General features: G+C 58.9%; 20 protein-coding genes and 1 tRNA gene. 9 read left to right on the top strand and 12 right to left on the bottom strand.

The features are described from left to right. The first annotated feature begins 526 nt into the window (after window positions 1–526). A complete protein-coding gene (gene gabP, locus ACW9HW_RS06655) occupies window positions 527–1,918 on the top strand; it encodes a GABA permease (RefSeq protein WP_095192336.1) in 1,392 nt (463 codons plus the stop codon). An 87-nt stretch (window positions 1,919–2,005) separates the two neighbouring features. Here the strand turns inward: gabP and ACW9HW_RS06650 are convergent, their stop codons facing one another. The 4 genes from ACW9HW_RS06650 to ACW9HW_RS06635 all read right to left on the bottom strand — a co-directional run bounded on the left by ACW9HW_RS06650 (window position 2,006) and on the right by ACW9HW_RS06635 (window position 5,018). Beyond that, on the bottom strand, window positions 2,006–2,458 hold the full coding sequence (locus ACW9HW_RS06650; protein ID WP_457399016.1) for a hypothetical protein: 453 nt from the start codon (window positions 2,456–2,458) through the stop codon (window positions 2,006–2,008). Between the two features lie 6 nt (window positions 2,459–2,464). Further along, on the bottom strand, window positions 2,465–2,881 hold the full coding sequence (locus ACW9HW_RS06645) for a hypothetical protein (RefSeq protein ID WP_095192334.1): 417 nt from the start codon (window positions 2,879–2,881) through the stop codon (window positions 2,465–2,467). A gap of 36 nt (window positions 2,882–2,917) precedes the next feature. Beyond that, the gene (locus tag ACW9HW_RS06640; protein WP_457399014.1) at window positions 2,918–3,892 is read right to left on the bottom strand and encodes an alpha/beta hydrolase family protein; all 975 of its coding nucleotides are present in this window, start codon (window positions 3,890–3,892) and stop codon (window positions 2,918–2,920) included. A 67-nt stretch (window positions 3,893–3,959) separates the two neighbouring features. Next, the gene (locus tag ACW9HW_RS06635; RefSeq protein ID WP_457399012.1) at window positions 3,960–5,018 is read right to left on the bottom strand and encodes a PDDEXK nuclease domain-containing protein; all 1,059 of its coding nucleotides are present in this window, start codon (window positions 5,016–5,018) and stop codon (window positions 3,960–3,962) included. Window positions 5,019–5,279: 261 nt separating this feature from the next. On the opposite strand from ACW9HW_RS06635, the gene ACW9HW_RS06630 reads away from it, so the two are divergent. Continuing rightward, window positions 5,280–5,729, top strand: a complete 450-nt coding sequence (locus ACW9HW_RS06630) for a carboxypeptidase regulatory-like domain-containing protein (protein WP_457399010.1) — start codon at window positions 5,280–5,282, stop codon at window positions 5,727–5,729. Between the two features lie 143 nt (window positions 5,730–5,872). Here the strand turns inward: ACW9HW_RS06630 and ACW9HW_RS06625 are convergent. The 5 genes from ACW9HW_RS06625 to ACW9HW_RS06605 form a co-directional block, all read right to left on the bottom strand. After that, window positions 5,873–5,948: transfer RNA gene (locus tag ACW9HW_RS06625), tRNA-Phe, on the bottom strand. A gap of 103 nt (window positions 5,949–6,051) precedes the next feature. Next, window positions 6,052–6,324, bottom strand: coding sequence for an oxidative damage protection protein (locus ACW9HW_RS06620; RefSeq protein WP_095192313.1), 273 nt, complete (start codon window positions 6,322–6,324; stop codon window positions 6,052–6,054). Then, window positions 6,321–7,388 (bottom strand): A/G-specific adenine glycosylase, encoded by a 1,068-nt coding sequence (gene mutY, locus ACW9HW_RS06615; RefSeq protein ID WP_457399008.1) that lies wholly within the window; start codon window positions 7,386–7,388, stop codon window positions 6,321–6,323. The genes ACW9HW_RS06620 and mutY overlap by 4 nt, the downstream gene beginning before the upstream one ends. Next, entirely contained in the window at window positions 7,385–9,613 is a 2,229-nt protein-coding gene (locus ACW9HW_RS06610) for an AsmA family protein (RefSeq protein WP_457399006.1), read from the bottom strand. The genes mutY and ACW9HW_RS06610 overlap by 4 nt, the downstream gene beginning before the upstream one ends. Before the next feature lie 78 nt (window positions 9,614–9,691). Then, the gene (locus tag ACW9HW_RS06605; RefSeq protein WP_457399004.1) at window positions 9,692–10,096 is read right to left on the bottom strand and encodes an acetyl-CoA sensor PanZ family protein; all 405 of its coding nucleotides are present in this window, start codon (window positions 10,094–10,096) and stop codon (window positions 9,692–9,694) included. Window positions 10,097–10,323: 227 nt separating this feature from the next. Between ACW9HW_RS06605 and ACW9HW_RS06600 the strand changes: the two genes are divergently transcribed. The 7 genes from ACW9HW_RS06600 (at window position 10,324) to ACW9HW_RS06570 (ending at window position 16,309) form a co-directional block, all read left to right on the top strand. Then, a complete protein-coding gene (locus ACW9HW_RS06600) occupies window positions 10,324–11,985 on the top strand; it encodes an OFA family MFS transporter (RefSeq protein ID WP_095192309.1) in 1,662 nt (553 codons plus the stop codon). Window positions 11,986–12,277: 292 nt separating this feature from the next. After that, a complete protein-coding gene (gene hisB / locus ACW9HW_RS06595) occupies window positions 12,278–12,871 on the top strand; it encodes an imidazoleglycerol-phosphate dehydratase HisB (RefSeq protein ID WP_024778052.1) in 594 nt (197 codons plus the stop codon). Further along, window positions 12,871–13,509, top strand: a complete 639-nt coding sequence (gene hisH, locus ACW9HW_RS06590; protein WP_095192308.1) for an imidazole glycerol phosphate synthase subunit HisH — start codon at window positions 12,871–12,873, stop codon at window positions 13,507–13,509. Before hisB ends, hisH begins: the two co-directional genes overlap by 1 nt. Continuing rightward, entirely contained in the window at window positions 13,510–13,773 is a 264-nt protein-coding gene (locus tag ACW9HW_RS06585; RefSeq protein ID WP_457399002.1) for a DUF2164 domain-containing protein, read from the top strand. It begins immediately after the preceding gene. 95 nt (window positions 13,774–13,868) lie between these two features. Then, complete coding sequence (gene hisA / locus ACW9HW_RS06580) at window positions 13,869–14,606, top strand: 1-(5-phosphoribosyl)-5-[(5-phosphoribosylamino)methylideneamino]imidazole-4-carboxamide isomerase (RefSeq protein WP_095192306.1); 738 nt, start codon at window positions 13,869–13,871, stop codon at window positions 14,604–14,606. A gap of 9 nt (window positions 14,607–14,615) precedes the next feature. Continuing rightward, window positions 14,616–15,386, top strand: coding sequence for an imidazole glycerol phosphate synthase subunit HisF (gene hisF / locus ACW9HW_RS06575; protein ID WP_007897430.1), 771 nt, complete (start codon window positions 14,616–14,618; stop codon window positions 15,384–15,386). Between the two features lie 167 nt (window positions 15,387–15,553). Beyond that, window positions 15,554–16,309, top strand: coding sequence for a substrate-binding periplasmic protein (locus ACW9HW_RS06570; RefSeq protein ID WP_095192305.1), 756 nt, complete (start codon window positions 15,554–15,556; stop codon window positions 16,307–16,309). A gap of 10 nt (window positions 16,310–16,319) precedes the next feature. Here ACW9HW_RS06570 and ACW9HW_RS06565 read toward each other — a convergent pair whose 3' ends face one another. The 3 genes from ACW9HW_RS06565 to ACW9HW_RS06555 all read right to left on the bottom strand — a co-directional run bounded on the left by ACW9HW_RS06565 (window position 16,320) and on the right by ACW9HW_RS06555 (window position 19,812). After that, window positions 16,320–17,600 (bottom strand): Vps62-related protein, encoded by a 1,281-nt coding sequence (locus ACW9HW_RS06565; RefSeq protein WP_457399000.1) that lies wholly within the window; start codon window positions 17,598–17,600, stop codon window positions 16,320–16,322. A 113-nt stretch (window positions 17,601–17,713) separates the two neighbouring features. Beyond that, on the bottom strand, window positions 17,714–18,490 hold the full coding sequence (locus ACW9HW_RS06560) for a divergent polysaccharide deacetylase family protein (protein ID WP_095192303.1): 777 nt from the start codon (window positions 18,488–18,490) through the stop codon (window positions 17,714–17,716). 2 nt (window positions 18,491–18,492) lie between these two features. Then, the gene (locus ACW9HW_RS06555; RefSeq protein ID WP_457398999.1) at window positions 18,493–19,812 is read right to left on the bottom strand and encodes a S41 family peptidase; all 1,320 of its coding nucleotides are present in this window, start codon (window positions 19,810–19,812) and stop codon (window positions 18,493–18,495) included. Between the last annotated feature and the right edge of the window lie 9 nt (window positions 19,813–19,821).

The following is a 19,821-nucleotide window of genomic DNA, read 5'->3' as shown; positions in this document are numbered from 1 at the left end:
GCCTTCCTGGCGAGGCGGCCAAGCTAGCATAGCGTTTCAAAGGCAGCCAACAGCGCTACGGGCAGTAAGCGGGTGGCATGTGACAGGTTGTCGCATCGGCGCAGCAGACTGTCGCCCCATCAACAACCGAACAGCCGTTTGAACCCTGCTTGCAGGTAAAAGCGCGGTGGCTGTCGCGTAAAAAAGGGCGCGATGTTGCCAGCTTTGGCGGGGGGTTGGAAGCGCTAACAGGCCAAAGGTTGCCGATCCGCACTTTTATTGTGCGTTGAGGAGTTGTGGGGTGTGTTTCCGGTGCGCTGTTTCGTTCATCAAGTGAGTCGCAGGGTAACGCTTTGGCAAAGTGCCAGTATTATCAATGAGTTGCGATGACTGTCCGGTCAGGGCGAGATCGCCGGGGTAGAGGGTTTTGAAACATTTTGGCGCAATTATTGCGTGCAGATTCCGGAACGCCCCGTTGGTTTCTTTTTACAGAAGGGAAATTCAAACGGGATGCATGCATTCGCTTTTCCTTACAAAGGTAGTTTTAATGAGCAGTACCCAAAGCTCTAACGGCCTCGAACAGGGGCTTAAACCGCGTCATGTGACCATGCTGTCGATCGCCGGGGTTATCGGCGCCGGCCTGTTCGTTGGCTCGGGCCACGCCATCGCTGCAGCAGGCCCGGCCGTGCTGTTGGCCTATGCTGCCGCCGGTATGCTGGTGGTGTTGGTGATGCGCATGCTGGGTGAAATGGCGGTTGCCTCGCCAGACACCGGCTCCTTCTCCACCTACGCCGATCGCGCGATCGGTCACTGGGCCGGCTTCACCATTGGCTGGTTGTACTGGTGGTTCTGGGTGCTCGTCATCCCGCTGGAGGCCAACGCCGCCGCAACTATCCTGCACGCCTGGTTCCCTGGCGTGGACATCTGGGCCTTTGCCCTGGTCATCACCATGCTGCTGACCGTAACCAACCTGTTCAGCGTGAAAAACTACGGTGAGTTCGAGTTCTGGTTCGCCCTGCTCAAGGTGGTGGCGATCATTGGTTTCATCGTCCTTGGCGTGCTGGCGATCTTCGGCTTCCTGCCGACCAGCCAAGTCAGCGGCGTTTCGCACCTGTTCGACACCCAAGGCTTCCTGCCAAATGGCATGGGCGCGGTGCTGGGTGCCATCCTGACCACCATGTTCTCCTTCATGGGCACCGAGATCGTGACCATTGCGGCCGCGGAATCGAAGAACCCTGGCAAGCAAATCTCCAAGGCCACCAACTCGGTGATCTGGCGGATCGGTTTGTTCTACCTCGTATCGATCTTCATCGTCGTGGCTCTGGTGCCATGGAACGATCCGGTTCTGGCCAGTCTTGGTTCCTACCAGACCGTGCTTGAGCGCATGGGCATCCCGAATGCCAAGATGATCGTCGACATCGTGGTACTGGTCGCTGTGACCAGCTGCCTGAACTCGGCGCTCTACACGTCGTCGCGCATGTTGTTCTCCCTGGGCAAGCGCGGTGATGCACCGGCCGTGTCCACGCGCACCAACAAAAGCGGCACTCCATACTGGGCGGTCATGCTGTCCACTGGTGCAGCGTTCCTGGCAACCTTCGCCAACTACGTAGCCCCGGCGGCGGTGTTCGAATTCCTGCTGGCCAGCTCCGGCGCGATCGCGCTGCTGGTTTACCTGGTGATTGCGATCTCGCAACTGCGCATGCGCAAACAGCGCATGGCTCGCGGCGAGAAAATCGTCTTCAGTATGTGGCTGTTCCCGGGCCTGACCTACGCGGTGATCGTATTCATCGTCGCGGCCCTGACCATCATGCTGTTCCAGGACGCCCATCGCGTGGAAATCCTTGCAACCGGCCTGCTCAGCGCTCTGGTGGTGGCTGCCGGCTTGCTGGTTGCCCGCCGTCGTCGCATCGAGCGCGGCGTGGCGGCAATCGCGCGCTGAGTCTTCTGGCTCAATCGAGATTGTTGAAATAAAAAAACGGCCGCTGTCAGTGATGACAAGCGGCCGTTTTTGTTTGAGTCGAAAACCTTACTCGGCTTTTTCTTCGGGCGCATCCACCGACTGCCGGTAGACGTCCAGTGCGTCGCCGAAGTCAGCAATGAACTGCGGGTCGGTCAGCCATGCCTGGGCGGCGTCGCGGTCCATGCCGTCAGCCCACATGCGGTAGTCGATCAGCATGTCGGCGGCCAGGTGGGTGGCGGCCATGCCTTCGTCGTCGGCGTTTTCCATGTCCAGCAGTTCTGGATGGTCAATGATGATAAAGGCGAGGTTCGTCAGCAGCACGGCGAGCATTTCGCTACGGCCGATGGCTTCCGCATCGCGCATTTTGCTGAACATCGCCAGGGTGTATTCCGGGATCGGCTCGCCGATTTCACCCAGGTCATCGTCCAGCGCGGCAGGTTTTCTGCCGTGGATATTGATTTGCTTGGCTTTGAGCTTGGCGCGTTTGGCGCGTTTCTGTTGCTTGTTCAGGGATGCCATGGGAACTCAGTTCGGTTTCTGTTGGGTTTGGGCTGCGATAGCGTCGGACGCTGCCACGTAGTCAGCCTGGAAGGCTGGGGATTCGATCCACGCCAGGGCGCCGGCTTCGTCGGTTTCGGCGGACCATTGACGGTATTCGATCAGAGCCGCGAGGATGAAGTCCATCGCGCCTTCTTCGCCCTCCTGCTCGTACACCAGCTCCAGCAGCGGGTCTTCCAGGAAGGCGATGCACATGGCCTGCTGGCTGACTTTTTGCGCGTCGATCATTTTCTTGAACAGTTCGGTCAGGTCCACCGATTCGAAATCGATGCGATCGTCGTTCGGGTCCAGTTCGACCGGCGCGGCGGCGCGTTGGGTGCGGTTCTGCTTGGCCTTGGCCTTGGCGCGGGAGGCGCGTTTTTGCTGCTTGTTGGCGGAGGCCATGGGCGTCGTTCCGTAATTCGTTGAGAGGGCAGTGTTTCAGCTGCGTGACACTGTCCGCCCGGGTGTGTCGGGGGCCAGTTCGCCGTTTTGCAGCCAGGACAATGCAATGGGCCATAGTGTGGCTTGGTATGCGCTACGAAAAAAGGCGAAATGTCCGACTTCTGCTTCGCCGATGTCTTCGGGAGCAATGCGCAGGTGGGTGTTGGTGCTGCTTGTGAAGTAGCCGAGCAGGCGTTCGATGGCCGGGATGGTGCCGTAGGGATCGTCGCTGATGCTGATTGCCAGGGTTTTTGCGCTGATGGTGGAGAAGGGCAGGTGACCGTTGGTTGCGTGGGCTACGCGGCCGCTGGGGCGTGTTTCATAGTGTGCAGTGGGCGTACTCCAGTCACGAACCACGCCCGCAGGTGTGTCTTCGAGCCAGCCGAGGCGCTTGCCGGGAAAGTAACCGTAAATCATCGTCACTATCGGCATCACCACATGCCATTTGGCGAACATCCGCCAGCGATGGGCCGGCGCGTAATCGCGCCAGTAGGCGAACTGCGCGCCGACTGTCACCAGGCGCCGGATGACTTGTCCGGAGGCTCCCAGTCCCGCTGCGCAGCCGCCAAAGCTGTGGCCGACGACATCAATGGGCTGGCCCGGGAAGTCGCGCTGCGCACGCTGGAGCATCGCCTCGAAGTCCAGCGCGCCCCAATCGGTCCATGAGGCCTGAAGCCCTTTAAGCGATGCCGGACGTGATTCGCCGATGCCGCGGTAGTCGTAGGTGATCACATCGAAGTCGTTGGCGAACAGGTAGTCGGCGAAGCGCGAGTAATGTCGGCAGCGGACCGAAGTGGCGGCGTTGATGATTACCACTGGGCGATTGAGGTTCGCATTGGCATGCCGCCAGGTGAAACCACCGAGGATGAAGCCGTCGGCGGCGGATTGCCTGAAGGGTTCGCCCAATACGTCAGATGCCAGTTGCAGCTCGATTTGTGTAGGGGCCAGTGATGACATTTCCTGCAAACTCATCGGCGGTGGACCTTTGCGGTGGTTGCCCACGATAGTCCTCGTGCTGCGGATGAACAATCTGTCCGTTCTATTCAGGCATCTGGTTAAGCAGCCGCTCCTCAATCACTGCCTGTTCTCGATCCAGTTCCGCCCGCAGTTCGTCTTCACTCGGCAATACCAACGTGTACTTGCTGGCGAAGAGTTGTTCATGACCCTGTAGTACCGAGTAGCGCACCACAGAATCGTTTTTCTGCGCGCAAAGAATGATACCGACAGTGGGTCCATCAGTTTCTCTACGTTTGAGGTCGTCGTACATACGCACATACATGTCCATCTGGCCCACATCCTGATGGGTCAATTCACCGCGCTTGAGGTCGAAGATCACAAAGCAATTGAGCAAATAGTTGTAGAACACCAGGTCGATGTAGAAGTCTCTACCTTCGGTACTGATACGCTGCTGGCGGGCAATGAAAGCGAATCCCTTGCCCAGCTCAAGCAGGAACCCCTGAAGCTGCTCGATGAGCGCTTGTTCGAGCCTGGTTTCCAAAACGACCCCGGTATTGGGCAGGCCAAGAAACTCCAGCATCACAGGATCCCGAATGAAATTCCGAGGGCCGTTGTTCATTGCATGAATGTTGGTGGCGGCTTCTTCCATGACGGCAGACTTGTCGCGACTCATCAGCAGGCGTTCGTAATAGAGAGTGTTGATCTGGCGTTCCAGGCTGCGGCTTGACCAATTCTGGTTCGCAGCTTCGTCCATGTACCACTTGCGTGCCTTTTCACTGTCCACTCGCAGAAGCCTGCGGTAGTGCGTCCAGCTCAATTCGAGACGCAGTGCGTCTCGAATTGGAAACGCCTGATAGAACAGTCGCATTTTCCGCAAGTTGGTCTCGTCAAAGCCCTTGCCAAACTCCACTGTCAGCACCTTGGCGAGCTTTACCAGCAACTGTTTGCCGTAAACCGCGCGCCTGGAGCCCTCCTGCTCAAACTCCACTATGTGTCGCCCGATCTGCCAATAGGTTTGTACCTGTGCGGCATCGACCGTTCGCTGCACATTCAGGCGCGCCTGGCGGATCAACTCGCCGAGATTACCAAGTAATGAATCTATTTGTGGATCGTGTGTGTCATCGGGTCTAAGAGCGCTCATTTGGTCTTCCGCGGCTGGGTGATCAGGCAGAAGAGGATGGCAAGACAGTGCTGGTCAAAGATGCAGGGCGCGGCCTGAAAGCCGGAAGGAAATGCCGGACTTGCCGGCAGGACCAGCCTGACAGCGGATAAGGCATCAAGAACAAATCACGTAGTACGTTTCGTAGTTGACCCAAGTACAAATCGATCTAAAACCCGACTGCTCGGCCCGAAATCCCAATTAAGTAACGATTGGGTTCTGTGGAGCCCGGGAGTCGTCATCATGAAGCGTTTACATTTACTGATGTTCCCCCTCGCCACGGTCGGCGTTTTGATATTTCCCGCCATCTCGCTAGCCGCCAGTCTTGAACCGATCGACAGCACGGGCGTGCAGATTCAGCGGCAGGAGCAGAACGGGATAGCCTACTTGTCCGGAGGTATCGGCGAGGATGAGTCGAGAGCTATCCAGCAAACCACGGGCTACAACCTGCACATGACCTTCTCTATCGGGCCTGAGAACAAATACGTGCCCGATGTGAATCTGGTCATTCAGAAAGCACCTGGGCAAACGGTGCTGGCGCTCAGCGAGGCCGGACCACTGGTTTATGCCCAGTTGCCTCCCGGCAAGTACACCGTGGTCGCGACGCGTAATGGAGTAGAGCGGCGTGACACAGCGGATGTGGATAGCGGCAGTGCCCGCAATCTTGTGTTTCACTGGAATGACGCTGAGTAACCATTTCCTGAAACGACAAAACCCGCGATCACTGTTCAAGTGATGGCGGGTTTTTTCTGCGCAACAGGCAGGACCGGATTCGGCGAACAGCAAACTGCAGGCATAAAAAAACCCTGAATCTTTCGATTCAGGGTTTCGGTATTTGGTGCCCAGAGACGGAATCGAACCGCCGACACGGGGATTTTCAATCCCCTGCTCTACCGACTGAGCTATCTGGGCAACGGGGCGCATTAAACGGGTTTTTCAGGGGGTCGTCAAGCAAGTTTTCAAAAAAAATTTAATTATTACCGTCGCTTACGATCCGACCCCCGATTTCACGGGGTTACTCAGCGGGCGGCACGTAGCCTTCAGCCTTGGCGTAATCCTCGCCGGAGAAGAACTTGTCCATCTCGCCCTGAAGATATTTGCGATCTTCGGCGTTCATCATATTCAGGCGCTTTTCATTGATCAGCAGGGTCTGGTGCTTTTGCCAATCGGCCCAGGCCTTGGCCGAGACGTGGTCAAAAATGTCCTGGCCTTTGGCACCCGGGAACGGAGCGCGCTCCAGGGCAGGCAATTCTTCTTTGTACTTGCGGCACATGATGGTGCGGGTCATGACGACTCTCCTGCGTTCAATACGACGGCCGCGCGTTCGAGCAAGGTCTTGACCGGGGCGGCGAGGCCCAGGCGCGGCGGGGTGGCGAGGTTATACCAGAGCCAGTCGGCCTCGGCCACGTGATGGCCAGCCTCCTGGACCTGAACCAGCCAGGGTTCGATGGACAACTGAAAATGGCTGAAGGTGTGCACCAGGCTCGGCAACGCCTGCTGGACGCCCAGTTCCAGCGAATGCTGCGAAGCCAGATGCTGCAGGTCATCGAGGTCGTCGAGTTCCGGCAAGCTCCAGAGACCGCCCCACAAGCCCGTGGAAGGGCGGCGGTAAAGCAGGATCGCGCCCTCACCGTTGGCAAGCATCGGCATCAGCGTTCGCTTCTGCGGGATGGCTTTGCGCGGCTTGGGGATCGGATAACGGGTTTCCAGACCCAGCATGTGCGCTTCGCAGCCCTTTTCCAGCGGGCAGAGCAGGCAGCTCGGTTTGCTGCGGGTGCAGAGCGTCGCGCCAAGATCCATCATCGCCTGGGTGTAGGCGTTGACCCGATCATGTGGGGTAAAACGCTCAGCGTTCGCCCACAGCTGTTTGGCGACCTTCGGCTCGCCGGGATAGCCCTCTTGCGCGGTAAAGCGCGCCAGGACCCGTTTGACGTTGCCGTCGAGGATCGGCGCGCGCAGGCCCATGCTGATACTGGCAATGGCCCCGGCGGTGGACAGGCCGATGCCCGGCAGGTCCGTGAGTTTTTCCACGTCACGGGGAAATTCGCCGCCGTATTGCTCGACGACGATCTTCGCGGTTTTCTGCAGATTGCGCGCGCGGGTGTAGTAACCCAGGCCCGTCCACAGGTGCAGCACTTCGTCCTCCGGTGCGGCGGCCAGGGCTTCGACGGTTGGCAGCGAAGCCATGAAGCGGTCGAAGTAATTCAGCACCGTGCTGACCTGGGTTTGCTGCAGCATGATTTCCGAGACCCACACCCGATAGGGGTTGATGTCCTGTTGCCAGGGCAAATCATGACGGCCGTGGCGGTCGTACCAATCCAGCACCGCCATTGAAAACTGCTCGGCTCTCATCGCTTGAACAGCCCCTTGAGTGCATCTTTGAGTTCCGGGCTGACCTTGTCGCCAAGCTTTTCGTCGATTTTTTCGCTGATCCGCTCGCCAGCCAGTTTGCTCGCGACCTGACCCATGCGCTCGTTGTCCAGTCGGCAAGCCTTGGCGCCCAGCTCCAGCGGGCCACGGCAGCGCAGCGGCCATTCGATACCGACGAACTTCTCACCCACCTGGCAAGCCGGATCCGGCATGTCGCTCTTGTCGCCTTCGACGATGATGCCCACGCGGTAGTCCATGCCCAGTACCCGTAAATCGACATCACCGTTGCCATTGACGGTCATGCCCGGGATGCGCACTTTCAGGTCCGGGTTGCTGGCCACACCGTTACGCAAGTTCAGGTTGCCCTTGAGTTCCTGGAAGGGCGTGTCCTTGCCCCGCGGCTCGCCATTGAGGGATTTACGGTTGAGCGTGGCGATGCCTTTGCACAACTGTTGTTCGAGGTTAGCGTTGAGCAGCACGCCATCGTTGATGACGAAACTGGCGTTGCCATTGAGGGTTTCGATCAGTGCTTTCTGACTGTTACCGCTGCCGGTCACATTGCTGTTGAATGTGACCAAGCCTTTGACCGGTGGATTTTTGCCCTGGCTTTCGAGGATTTTTTCCGCCGGCACCCGGCTGATTTGCGTTTGCAAATTCAATACAGGCGCTTGCTGGCGCACATCGAGCGTGCCTTTGGCTTCGAAGTTGCCTTCGTACAAGTCCCCGCGCAGGTTTGCCAGCGTCAGCAGTCCACCCTGGCCGTTGGCCTTGAGCACGGCGTTGTGGATCGGCAGTTTTTCCAGGGTCAGCTGGCCGAAAGTCAGGTCGGCGTCCACATCCAGTTTGCTCAGGCGTTCCACCGGCAACAGGCGTTCATTGCTCCAGGCCTCTTTGGTCGGTGCCGGTGGCAGCGGGGTGCTGCCGGCGCCCGCCATGGCATCGGCTTCGGTGCTGGCGACTTCGGCCTGGCGCACCTGTTTCACGCTGCTGGCCTCGGCCGATTTTGGCGGCAAGTAACGGTCGACGTTAAAGGTGTCGGCCTTAAGGGTGGCGCGTAGCGATTGTTTGGCGAAGTCCTCGACGGCGATGCGCCCGCTGAAGGTGCTGTCGTCGACTTTCAGGTTGATGTCATCCAGTACGACGCTGGTGGGCGTGCCTGCCAGGCGGCTCACCAGTTCGACTTTGCTCAGGCTGCCTTCGGCCATCGCCGGGAGTTTCTGGCCGATGCTGTCGACGAACTTTGCCAGATCGAACTGGGCAATCGACAGGCCGCCGCTGACCTGCGGGGTCTTGTCCAGGTCATTGACCTTCAGCTCACCCAGCGCGCGCAGTTGGTTGGCGGAAATCTTGATGCCGGTCCATTCAGCGACGTTGGCGGCCTTGTCCAGCAGCAACTGGCCCTGGGCGGCGAACGTCATGGTCTTGCCTTGCAACGGATCGCCGGCGACTTCACCGGACAGTTTCATGTCCTCGAACTTGTAGCGCTGCAACGCGCGCTCGAAACGCAGCTCGCCGTTGAGCTCGGTGCGGACCCGCAGGACCGGTTGGTTGGTACCCAGGAACGCGGTGAGCTTGACCGGAATGTTGGTCGAGTCGTGCACCGGACCCGTACTCAGCTGGATGCTTTCCGCGCTGAACTGGCGGCCGGTTTTCTCGTCATGGTATTCGACGCGGGCGTTGTTGACCGTCAGGCTGTCGATATCCAGGCGAACGGGCTGAGCCGGTTTCTCTGCTTGAGCGGTGGTTTGCGGTTCAGGCTCGCTGGTGCTGGCGGGAGGTGTGCCAGCGCTGTTCGAAGTGGCCGGGACCTTGCCGATGTCTTCCCAGTTGCCGTGGCCGTCCTTGTCGCGGCTCAGGCGCAGGTTCAAGCCTTCGACGCGCACATCGCTCATCTGCACTTCCCGGCGCAGCAGAGGCAGCACACGGACCGACAGACCGAGCATCTGCAAATCAGCGAAGGGTTCGGCGGGTTTGGCCAGGGTCGCCACAGCGGCGTCGTGCAGTTCCAGACCCAGCCACGGGAACAGGCTCCAGCCGATATCGCCATTGAGCGTCAGCTCGATGTGGGCCTTGTCGCGGGCAATCTGGCGGATCTCTTCCTTGTAGTCGTTGGGATCGAAGAGGTGGGTCAGGGCAAAGCCCAGCGCCACAATGATCAGCAGCAACCCGAGAAGTACCAGACCCAGGATTTTGCCGAACGCTTTCATGGGCGAGTCCTTGTAGTTAGTCGAATTCGAAATTTAGCCGAGGAGTATAGCGCCCCGAAACGTTTGACCGGTCATCGATCACTCCGGCGTGGCATCGAGCGGCACGTTCAACTTGGCTGCCAATGCCTGGGCTTCCAAGTGCCCGGCAGGTGCCAGCAGGCGCAGAGTGGCGCCGGATTGCGCGGCCATGGCCTGTGCTTCTCGCACCAGTCGCTCCGCGACGCCACGGCGTCTGGTGATTTTTCGTACGCATAATTGAGACAAATGCCAGACGTCCGGGTGCCGTTGCAGGCGTGCCGCACCCAACAGTCGATCGTTGAAGCGCCCCGCGATCATCGAGCCTTCCTGCAGGCAGACCTCGATCAGCTGTGCATCCCCTGCAAATGGTGCAAACAGCCACTGTGGAGCGTCACGGTAGATTTTCTGCAGATCCTGCTGATCCTGGCTGGTGGCTTCGTTCAACGACTCGACAACGATGGGCATGGACAATCCTTCTGAGGTACGAGAACAGACAACATTGAAAAAGGTGATATCAGTTTGGTTTTTCTGTCACGTGCAAATGGTAACCTTCGCCCGTTCGTCGGTCCTTCTGCGACCTGATGTCGCACCAAAATGGAGCTTCGCCCTGAAAAAGACAGTCATGCCTGCGTGCAACAAGGCTGGGGGTGAAGAGTGGCTGGCGAACCATACTAATAATTGGGGGATACACAATGACCACGAGTATCGCGGCGGACGGCTATGCCGACCAGCCCTCGTTCCTGTCCAAGGAACGCATCATCGCCAAGCCCGGGTTCAACCGTTGGCTGGTGCCACCGGCCGCTCTGGCCATCCACCTTTGCATCGGCATGGCCTACGGCTTCTCGGTGTTCTGGCTGCCACTGTCCAAGGCCTTGGGCATCACCAAAGCGGTAGCTTGCGCGCCGGACATGAGCTTCATCGCTCAAGTCTTTTCTTCGCAATGCGACTGGCCGATCTCGATGCTCGGCTGGATCTACACGCTGTTCTTCATCTTCCTGGGTTGCTCTGCAGCCATCTGGGGCGGCTGGCTGGAACATGCCGGGCCGCGTAAGGCGGGTGTCGTATCGGCACTGTGCTGGTGTGGTGGTCTGTTGATTTCTGCGCTGGGGATCTATACCCACCAGATCTGGCTGATGTGGATCGGCTCCGGGGTCATCGGCGGTATCGGTCTGGGCCTGGGTTATATCTCGCCGGTGTCGACCCTGATCAAGTGGTTCCCGGACAAGCGCGGCATGGCGACCGGCATGGCGATCATGGGCTTCGGCGGTGGTGCGATGGTCGGTGCACCCCTGGCGACGGCTTTGATGAGCCACTTCGGTTCGCCGGAAGGCGTTGGCGTGTGGCAGAGCTTCGTGGCAATGGCTGCGATCTACTTTGTGTTCATGATCGGTGGTGCCTTGTCTTACCGCGTTCCGCCAACTGGCTGGAAGCCTGAAGGCTGGACCGCTCCGGCGAAAAAAGCCTCCAATGCGATGATCACCAACCGTCACGTGCACGTGAGCGTTGCGTGGAAAACGCCGCAATTCCGTCTGGTATGGCTGGTGCTGTGCCTGAACGTGTCGGCTGGTATCGGCATCCTCGGCATGGCTTCGCCGCTGTTGCAGGAAGTCTTCGGTGGCAAGTTGCTGGGTAACGATCTGGCGTTTGGTCAACTGGACGCTTCGCAACTGGCCTCGATCGCCGCCATTGCTGCCGGCTTCACTGGTTTGCTGAGTCTGTTCAACATTGGTGGCCGGTTCTTCTGGGCATCGTTCTCGGATTACCTGGGCCGTAAAAACACCTATTTCGTGTTCTTCGCCCTGGGCTTTGCCCTGTATGCGCTGATTCCGAACCTCGGTCACCTGGGCAGCGTTGCGCTGTTCGTGGCGGCGTTCTGCGTCATTCTGTCGATGTACGGCGGTGGTTTTGCCACCGTTCCGGCTTACCTGGCGGATCTGTTCGGTACGCAAATGGTCGGCGCGATCCACGGTCGTCTGTTGACGGCGTGGGCGGCGGCGGGCGTGTTGGGTCCGGTGTTGGTGAACTACCTGCGTGAGTATCAGTTGAGCATCGGCGTTGAGCGTGCCGCGGCGTACGACATCACCTTGTACATCCTGGCGGGCCTGCTGGTGCTGGGTTTCATCTGCAACCTGCTGGTGCGTCCGGTGGCCGACAAGTACTTCATGACCGATGCCGAGCTGGCCGCCGAACAGGCGCTGGGCCACGACAAAGGCGCTGACAGCAGCACCTCACTGGAGTGGAAAGCGGCGGCGGGCACCAAGCCGCTGGCAGTGGCTGCCTGGCTGGTGGTCGGTCTTCCATTGGCGTGGGGTGTCTGGGTGACCCTGCAGAAAACGGCGGTTCTGTTCCACTAAGAAGCTGAGGGTCTGGCCTGGTATCTTCAGGCCGGCACCAAACCCTGTGGGAGCGAGCCTGCTCGCGAATGCGGTCTGACAGTCGACAGAGATGTTGAATGTACAGCCCCTTTCGCGAGCAGGCTCGCTCCCACATTTGTTTTGTGTCCCATGCAAATGGCTTGTATGGACATGTCTATCCCCGACGGCCGGGGATTCTATCCGTCAGCGATATCACCTCCCGTGTTTCTGTTTGGCGCCCGCGCCCCTATAATGGTTGCCTTTTTCGCCCAATGATTTTGCGGAGCTGGTGATGGCCGAACGTAAGGCGTCAGTCGAGCGCGACACTCTGGAAACCCAGATCAAAGCCTCGATCAACCTGGATGGCACCGGAAAGGCCCGATTTGATATCGGTGTGCCTTTTCTTGAGCACATGCTCGACCAGATCGCCCGTCACGGGCTGATCGACCTGGATATCGTCAGCAAAGGCGACCTGCATATCGATGACCACCACACGGTGGAAGACGTCGGTATCACCCTGGGTCAGGCATTCACCCAAGCCATCGGCGACAAGAAAGGCATCCGTCGCTACGGCCACGCCTATGTGCCGCTCGATGAAGCGCTGTCGCGCGTAGTGATCGACTTCTCCGGCCGTCCTGGCCTGCAGATGCACGTTCCCTATACCCGTGCCACCGTCGGCGGTTTCGACGTTGACCTGTTCCAGGAGTTCTTCCAGGGCTTCGTCAACCACGCCAACGTCACCCTGCACATCGACAACCTGCGTGGCCACAACACCCACCACCAGATCGAAACCGTGTTCAAGGCTTTCGGCCGCGCGCTGCGCATGGCCGTAGAGCTCGATGACCGCATGGCCGGTCAGATGCCGTCGACCAAGGGCGTTCTGTAATGCAGACAGTCGCGGTTATCGATTACGGCATGGGCAACCTGCACTCGGTGGCCAAGGCCCTCGAGCACGTCGGTGCCGGCAAGGTGCTGATCACCAGCGATGCCAGCGTGATTCGCGAAGCCGACCGGGTGGTTTTCCCCGGTGTCGGCGCGATTCGCGATTGCATGGCGGAGATTCGTCGCCTCGGCTTCGACTCGCTGGTGCGTGAAGTCAGCCAGGACCGTCCGTTCCTCGGCATCTGTGTCGGCATGCAAGCCTTGCTAGACACCAGTGAAGAGAACGACGGCGTCGACTGCATCGGCCTGTTTCCCGGCGCGGTGAAATTCTTCGGCAAGGACCTGCATGAAGACGGCGAACACCTGAAAGTCCCGCACATGGGCTGGAACGAAGTGAAGCAGAAGGTGAGTCACCCGCTGTGGCACGACATTCCGGACCTGGCGCGTTTCTATTTCGTGCACAGCTATTACATCGCGGCCGCTAATGCGCGCCAGGTGGTGGGTGGCGGTCATTACGGTGTCGATTTCGCCGCAGCGCTGGCCGACGGCTCGCGTTTCGCCGTGCAGTTCCACCCGGAGAAAAGCCATACCCATGGCTTGCAACTCTTGCAGAACTTCGCTGCGTGGGACGGTCGCTGGTAAATGGCCGTCAAGAAGTCCAGACCGCCGATCCTGACCCTCACGCCCGAACAGGAGCGTGAAGCCAATCACAAGATTCAGCGGTTCATGGAAGATCGCTTCGAACTGGACCTGGGTTCATTCGAGGCGGCGGAAATTCTTGAGCTGTTTACCCGTGAAATTGCTCCGCACTATTACAACAGGGCGATTTTCGATGTGCAGGCGCACCTCAAGGAGAGGTTCGAAAGCATCGAAAGCGACCTGTGGGCGCTCGAAAAAAGCAGCTGAAAGCTTCAAGCTTCAAGCTGCAAGAGAGAAACATACACACGCATGCTTGCAGCTTGTGGCTTGCAGCTTGCAGCTCTTTTGACGAAGGAAAAAGCATGCTGATTATTCCCGCTATCGATCTTAAAGACGGTGCCTGTGTTCGTTTGCGCCAGGGCCGCATGGAAGATTCCACGGTGTTCTCCGATGACCCGGTGAGCATGGCTGCCAAGTGGGTGGAGGGCGGTTGCCGTCGTCTGCATCTGGTCGACCTGAACGGCGCGTTCGAAGGTCAGCCGGTCAACGGCGAAGTGGTCACCGCCATCGCCAAACGCTACCCGAACCTGCCGATCCAGATCGGCGGCGGCATCCGTTCGCTGGAAACCATCGAGCACTACGTGAAAGCGGGCGTGAGCTACGTGATCATCGGCACCAAAGCCGTGAAAGATCCGGCCTTCGTTGCTGAAGCCTGCCGTGCGTTCCCGGGCAAGGTGATCGTTGGCCTGGATGCCAAGGACGGTTTCGTCGCCACTGACGGTTGGGCTGAAATCAGCACCGTTCAGGTGATCGACCTGGCCAAGCAGTTCGAAGCCGACGGCGTGTCCGCTATCGTTTATACCGATATCGCCAAAGACGGCATGATGCAGGGCTGCAACGTGCCGTTCACCGCTGCGCTGGCCGCTGCCACCAAGATCCCGGTGATCGCCTCCGGCGGCATCCACAACCTCGGTGACATCAAGACGCTGCTCGACGCCAAGGCGCCAGGCATCATCGGTGCGATCACCGGTCGGGCGATCTACGAAGGCACTCTCGATGTCGCTGAAGCACAAGCTTTCTGCGATTCGTACAAAGGCTGAGGACTGACCATGGCGCTGGCCAAACGCATCATCCCTTGCCTGGACGTGGATAACGGCCGGGTGGTCAAGGGTGTCAAGTTCGAGAACATCCGTGACGCCGGTGACCCGGTGGAAATCGCCCGTCGGTATGACGAGCAGGGTGCTGACGAGATTACTTTTCTCGACATCACCGCCAGCGTCGATGGTCGCGACACCACGCTGCATACCGTCGAGCGCATGGCCAGCCAGGTGTTCATCCCGCTGACCGTCGGCGGTGGCGTGCGTACCGTGCAAGATATTCGCAACCTGCTCAATGCCGGTGCGGACAAGGTTTCGATCAACACCGCGGCTGTGTTCAATCCGGAATTCGTCGGCGAAGCTGCGCAGCATTTCGGCTCGCAGTGCATCGTCGTTGCCATCGATGCGAAGAAAGTTTCCGGCCCTGGCGAAACCCCGCGCTGGGAAATCTTCACCCACGGCGGCCGCAAGCCGACCGGTCTCGACGCTGTCGAGTGGGCGAAGAAAATGGAAGGCCTGGGCGCCGGTGAAATCCTCCTGACCAGCATGGATCAGGACGGCATGAAAAACGGCTTCGACCTCGGTGTAACCCGTGCCATCAGCGACGCACTGGGCATTCCGGTGATCGCTTCCGGCGGCGTCGGCAACCTGCAGCATTTGGCCGATGGCATTCTCGAAGGCCACGCCAGTGCAGTGTTGGCGGCGAGTATTTTCCACTTCGGCGAATACACCGTGCAGGAAGCCAAGGCCTATATGGCTCATCGCGGCATCGTGATGCGCTAGGCTCATACGAAAACTGCCTGCGCGACGATCAGCTACGTTAAAAACAGGTTCGCCTGATCGTCGCTCGGCGAGTTTTCGTAAAGACCCTGACATTCCAATACAGGCCAGTGGACATCATGGCGGGCTCAAGGCACTCTTGGGTACGCCATGGATTTCGGTAGCCAGACATGCTTAAACGCCTTCTTCTCGTCCTTGCCAGCGCTTCCCTGTTGTTTGTCAGTGGAGGGCAGGCTGCAGACAATCCCGACACCGACATGGTGTTGCTGACGGAAAACTTCCCGCCGTACAACATGGCGAAGAACGGCAAGAACTTCGCGCAAGACGAAAACATCAGTGGCATTGCCACGGACATCGTCCGTGAGATTTTCAAGCGCGCCGACATTACCTACAGCCTGACGCTGCGTTTCCCTTGGGAGCGGATCTACAAACTCACCCTGGAAAAGCCCGGTTATGGCGTGTTCGTCATGGCGCGGCTACCTGATCGCGAAAAGTTGTTCAAATGGGTCGGCCCGATCGGCCCGGACGACTGGATCATGCTGGCCAAGGCTGACAGCAAGATCACCCTCGAAACCCTGAATGATGCACGCAAATACAAGATCGGCGCCTACAAAGGTGATGCGATCGCCGAGACACTGGCCAAGCAGGGACTCAATCCAATCGTTGTGCTGCGCGATCAGGACAACGCGAAGAAACTGGTCAACGGCCAGATCGACCTGTGGGCCACAGGCGACCCGGCCGGCCGTTACCTGGCTCGACAGGACGGCGTGACCGGGCTCAAGACGGTGTTGCGCTTCAATAGCGCCGAGCTTTATCTGGCACTGAACAAGGACGTGCCGGACGAAACCGTTGCCAAACTGCAAGCTGCACTGGATCAACTGCGCAAGGAAGGTGTGGTGGACGACATCATGGCGCGGTATCTGTAGGGACAGATAATTATGTCATCGGCTTGGGGATGAGGACTTCGCTGTCTTTTTCTGGCGGGTATTCGATCCAGCGCAAGCTGTCGGTATCGGCGTAACTGAAGTTGATGCCCAGCTCTGTGTCATCTTCGCGCAGCAAGGCGTAGTGACTCTGCAGCTGATAAACCGCCAACATCTTGTTTTTCGGAACGATAGCGGCGACGACTACGGTATTTGAGCTCTCCCATCCGCTGGACGATGTTTCGGTGTGAGTGAAGTCAGTGCTCAATTTTGCCGAGAAATTTATTGATCGCGCGTTGGAAACCCCGGTCGGCCATTCTGAGCTGACCTCGATAGATGTGATTCGGGTGAATAATTTCTGATTCCTGCGGCTCAGAACTCGGGGCGCTGTCCATGTGAACAGCCTGCTTTTTTCTCCATTGTTATGGCCATGCCCGACAAGCACGTATTGGTCGGTCCTTTCCAGTCGGTAGTAGGGTGATTTGCTCATTTTTTCGATGGGAAGCCGGTCGTGTTCTTCGACAGCGAACCAGGGAATCGTGGCGATTTGAGTGGTCTCTGAAGTCTCATCAGGTGGAGTTTCAAATCCTGAAAGTACTGGAAGCTCAGGTGCGGAGTTGATCTGCAGCGGGATCTGCATGCGCAATGAATAACCAGCGACCTCTATTAAAGGTTTGGTATAGCTGTTGAAGCCGACAAAGGTGCCCGGTGCGAAGTAGATTTCCCCCGCTGCTGCTGCCGGGGGATCGATATTCCAGCCGCTGAAGTTCTGTTTGGCACCGCTGCCTTTATCATCCCAGATCAAGTCACCGAGATTTGAGGCGATCACTAGATCCGACCGGACGCAGCGTACCGCGTTCAAGGGAGGTTTTTCGTGGTCGGAACACACCAATCCAAGTGTCACATAGCCCTCAGGAGGGATTGGACGCCATAGGCTGCAGTCCTTTCTGGCCCCTGAGCCTGTATCTTTCCAGACCTGTTCAAAGTCCACGGGTTGGCTGAGCGCTTTGCCTTTAGCACTATCCGCGCTCGGCGCCTCAGCTTCGCATACAACCGCCACTACTTTGTTCCCGTTGATGTTGTCGTATCCGGAAGCAGCGACGTCACCCAGCGGGAAAAAACCCGGCAACAAATCAGGAGCAGGGCTGGGGCGCCAAAAGGTTGCAGGTTTTGAGTCTGAGCCCTTGGTGTCCCAGATCCGTTGGAACTCCGTCGTGAAGTTGATCAGCAGGTTGTCGAGTTTTATCGATTCCATTGGCCTGGAGGCTGTTGTGAGACTGTTCTCGGTATTCATAGTCATTCCTGATAATTGAAAAGCGACTCAGAGTCGCGACCTGTTGCAGGTCTCAATATCTGGAATTGGATGAGGTGGCGGGCGGTAACTATTTATAGGTGTGTGGCGGGTTGTTACCGATATATTCCGTCTTTTCCATGGGCGCTCATGGCGCGATTGCCGCGCACGCTGATCATTTGTCGGACATCGATCCACTCAATTCCCTGCGCCTTGAGCTTCGGCAATTCCCGCTCCAGCACTGCCAGGGTTTGTGGATAAGGATGGCCGATCATCACCGCCGATCCCTGTTTGCGCGCCAGGCCGATCGCAGTCTGCAGCTGGGTGTAGATCGCCGTCTCGGTGGGTTCGTCATCAAGAAATACATCCCGCGAAACGCTCGCCAGATCAATCTTCTGCGCCTGTTGCGCCGCCACGGTCTGGGCGCTGGTGCGGCTGTCGACGAAAAACTTGTGCCTGCGCTGAAGCTCGCCCATCAACCACGCCATGGCGGCGGGTTGCGCGGTCATGCGGCTGCCCATGTGGTTATTGATGCCGGCGGTATAGGGCACCCTTTTGAAGGCGGCGTTAAGACGATTTTCGAGTTCTTCGATGGGCAGTTCGGGATGCCAGGCGAACGGGCCGGTGGCCGGGTCCATGGGCATGTGCAGGATGACGATCTTGCCGGCGCGATGGGCTTCGCCGGCAAATTCGGTGGCGTGGGGTGTATCGGGCATGATCGCCGTGGTCACCGGGCCGGGCAGGGCCAGGACGCGGCGATCCCGGGGCAGGTTCTGCCCCAGGTCATCAATGATCAGACTCAGGTAGGCCTTGTGAGGCGTCGACCCGGCGGGATCTGCGTGAGCAGTGCCCGCCAGGCAGCACAACAGGGCGAGGATGAAGCGCAGGCACATCCTCAGCGGCCGGACGTGATGCTCAGCCCTTTGAGCAGGCTCAGGGCCTGGGCCAGTTGGTAATCGTCATCCTGCGGCATCGCCTTGGCCTTGCCGCCGGTGCCGGTCGGTCTGTCGGCGCCACCGTTGCCATTGCCCAAGTGACCTTGCAGATCGGCCTCCTTGAAGTAGTCGCTGTCCTGCTCGCTGGTGATCTTGGCCTTGCGTACTTCGATGTCCGGGACGATGCCCTGGGCCTGGATCGAGCGGCCGTTCGGTGTGTAGTACAGCGCTGTAGTAATTTTCAGCGCGCGCTCGTTGTTCAGCGGCAGCACGGTTTGCACCGAACCCTTGCCGAAACTGGTGGTGCCCATGACGACCGCGCGTTTTTGATCCTGCAGGGCGCCCGCGACGATTTCCGAAGCCGAGGCGCTGCCGCCGTTGATCAGGGCAACCATTGGCACGGCTTCGCTTTCATCCTTGCCGGTGGCCGAGAAGCGCAGTTCTGAGTTGGCGATCCGGCCCTTGGTGTAGACGATCAGGCCCTTGGTGATGAAATGGTCGACCACTTCCACCGCCGCTTGCAGCACGCCGCCCGGGTTGTTGCGCAGGTCGAGGATGATGCCGTTGAGTTTCTTGCCGTTGTCCTTGCGCAATTTGGCCAGGGCCTTGGAGACCTCTTCGCCGGTCTTGACCTGGAACTGGGTAATGCGGATGTAGCCGTAGCCGGACTCCAGCAGCTGGCTCTTCACGCTCTTCACTTGAATGATCGCGCGGGCCAGGGTCACGTCGAATGGCGTTCCACCGTCACGTACCAGGGTCAGGGTAATTTTCTGGCCGATCTTGCCGCGCATCTTGTCCACGGCTTCGGTCATGCTCTGGCCGCGGGTTGGCTGGCCGTTGATCTTGACGATGAAGTCGCCCGCCTGGATGCCTGCCTTGGAGGCCGGGGTGTCATCGATCGGCGAAACTACCTTGATGAACCCGTCCTCGGAGCCGACTTCGATGCCCAGGCCGCCGAATTCGCCGCTGGTGCTTTCCTGCAACTCGGCGAAGTCTTCCGGTCCCAGGTAGGCGGAGTGCGGATCAAGGTTGCTGAGCATGCCCTTGATCGCGTTTTCCAGCAGGGTCTTGTCGTCCACCGGTTCGACATACGCGGCTTTGATCCGATCCATGACCTCGGCGAAAGTGCGCAACTCTTCCAGCGGCAATGGCGCCTTGGTGGTCGCGGCAGTGCCCGCAGGCGCGACAGCCGGGGCCGGTTGAGCGGCAAACGCCAGGGGCGCGCCGATCACCAGGGCGATCGTCAGGGCCAGCGAGGTAAGGCGGGACAAATGCAGCATGTCGAACGA

Source organism: Pseudomonas sp. SDO5532_S415 (genome assembly GCF_054071155.1).
This window is presented reverse-complemented; position numbering and strand designations above follow the sequence as displayed.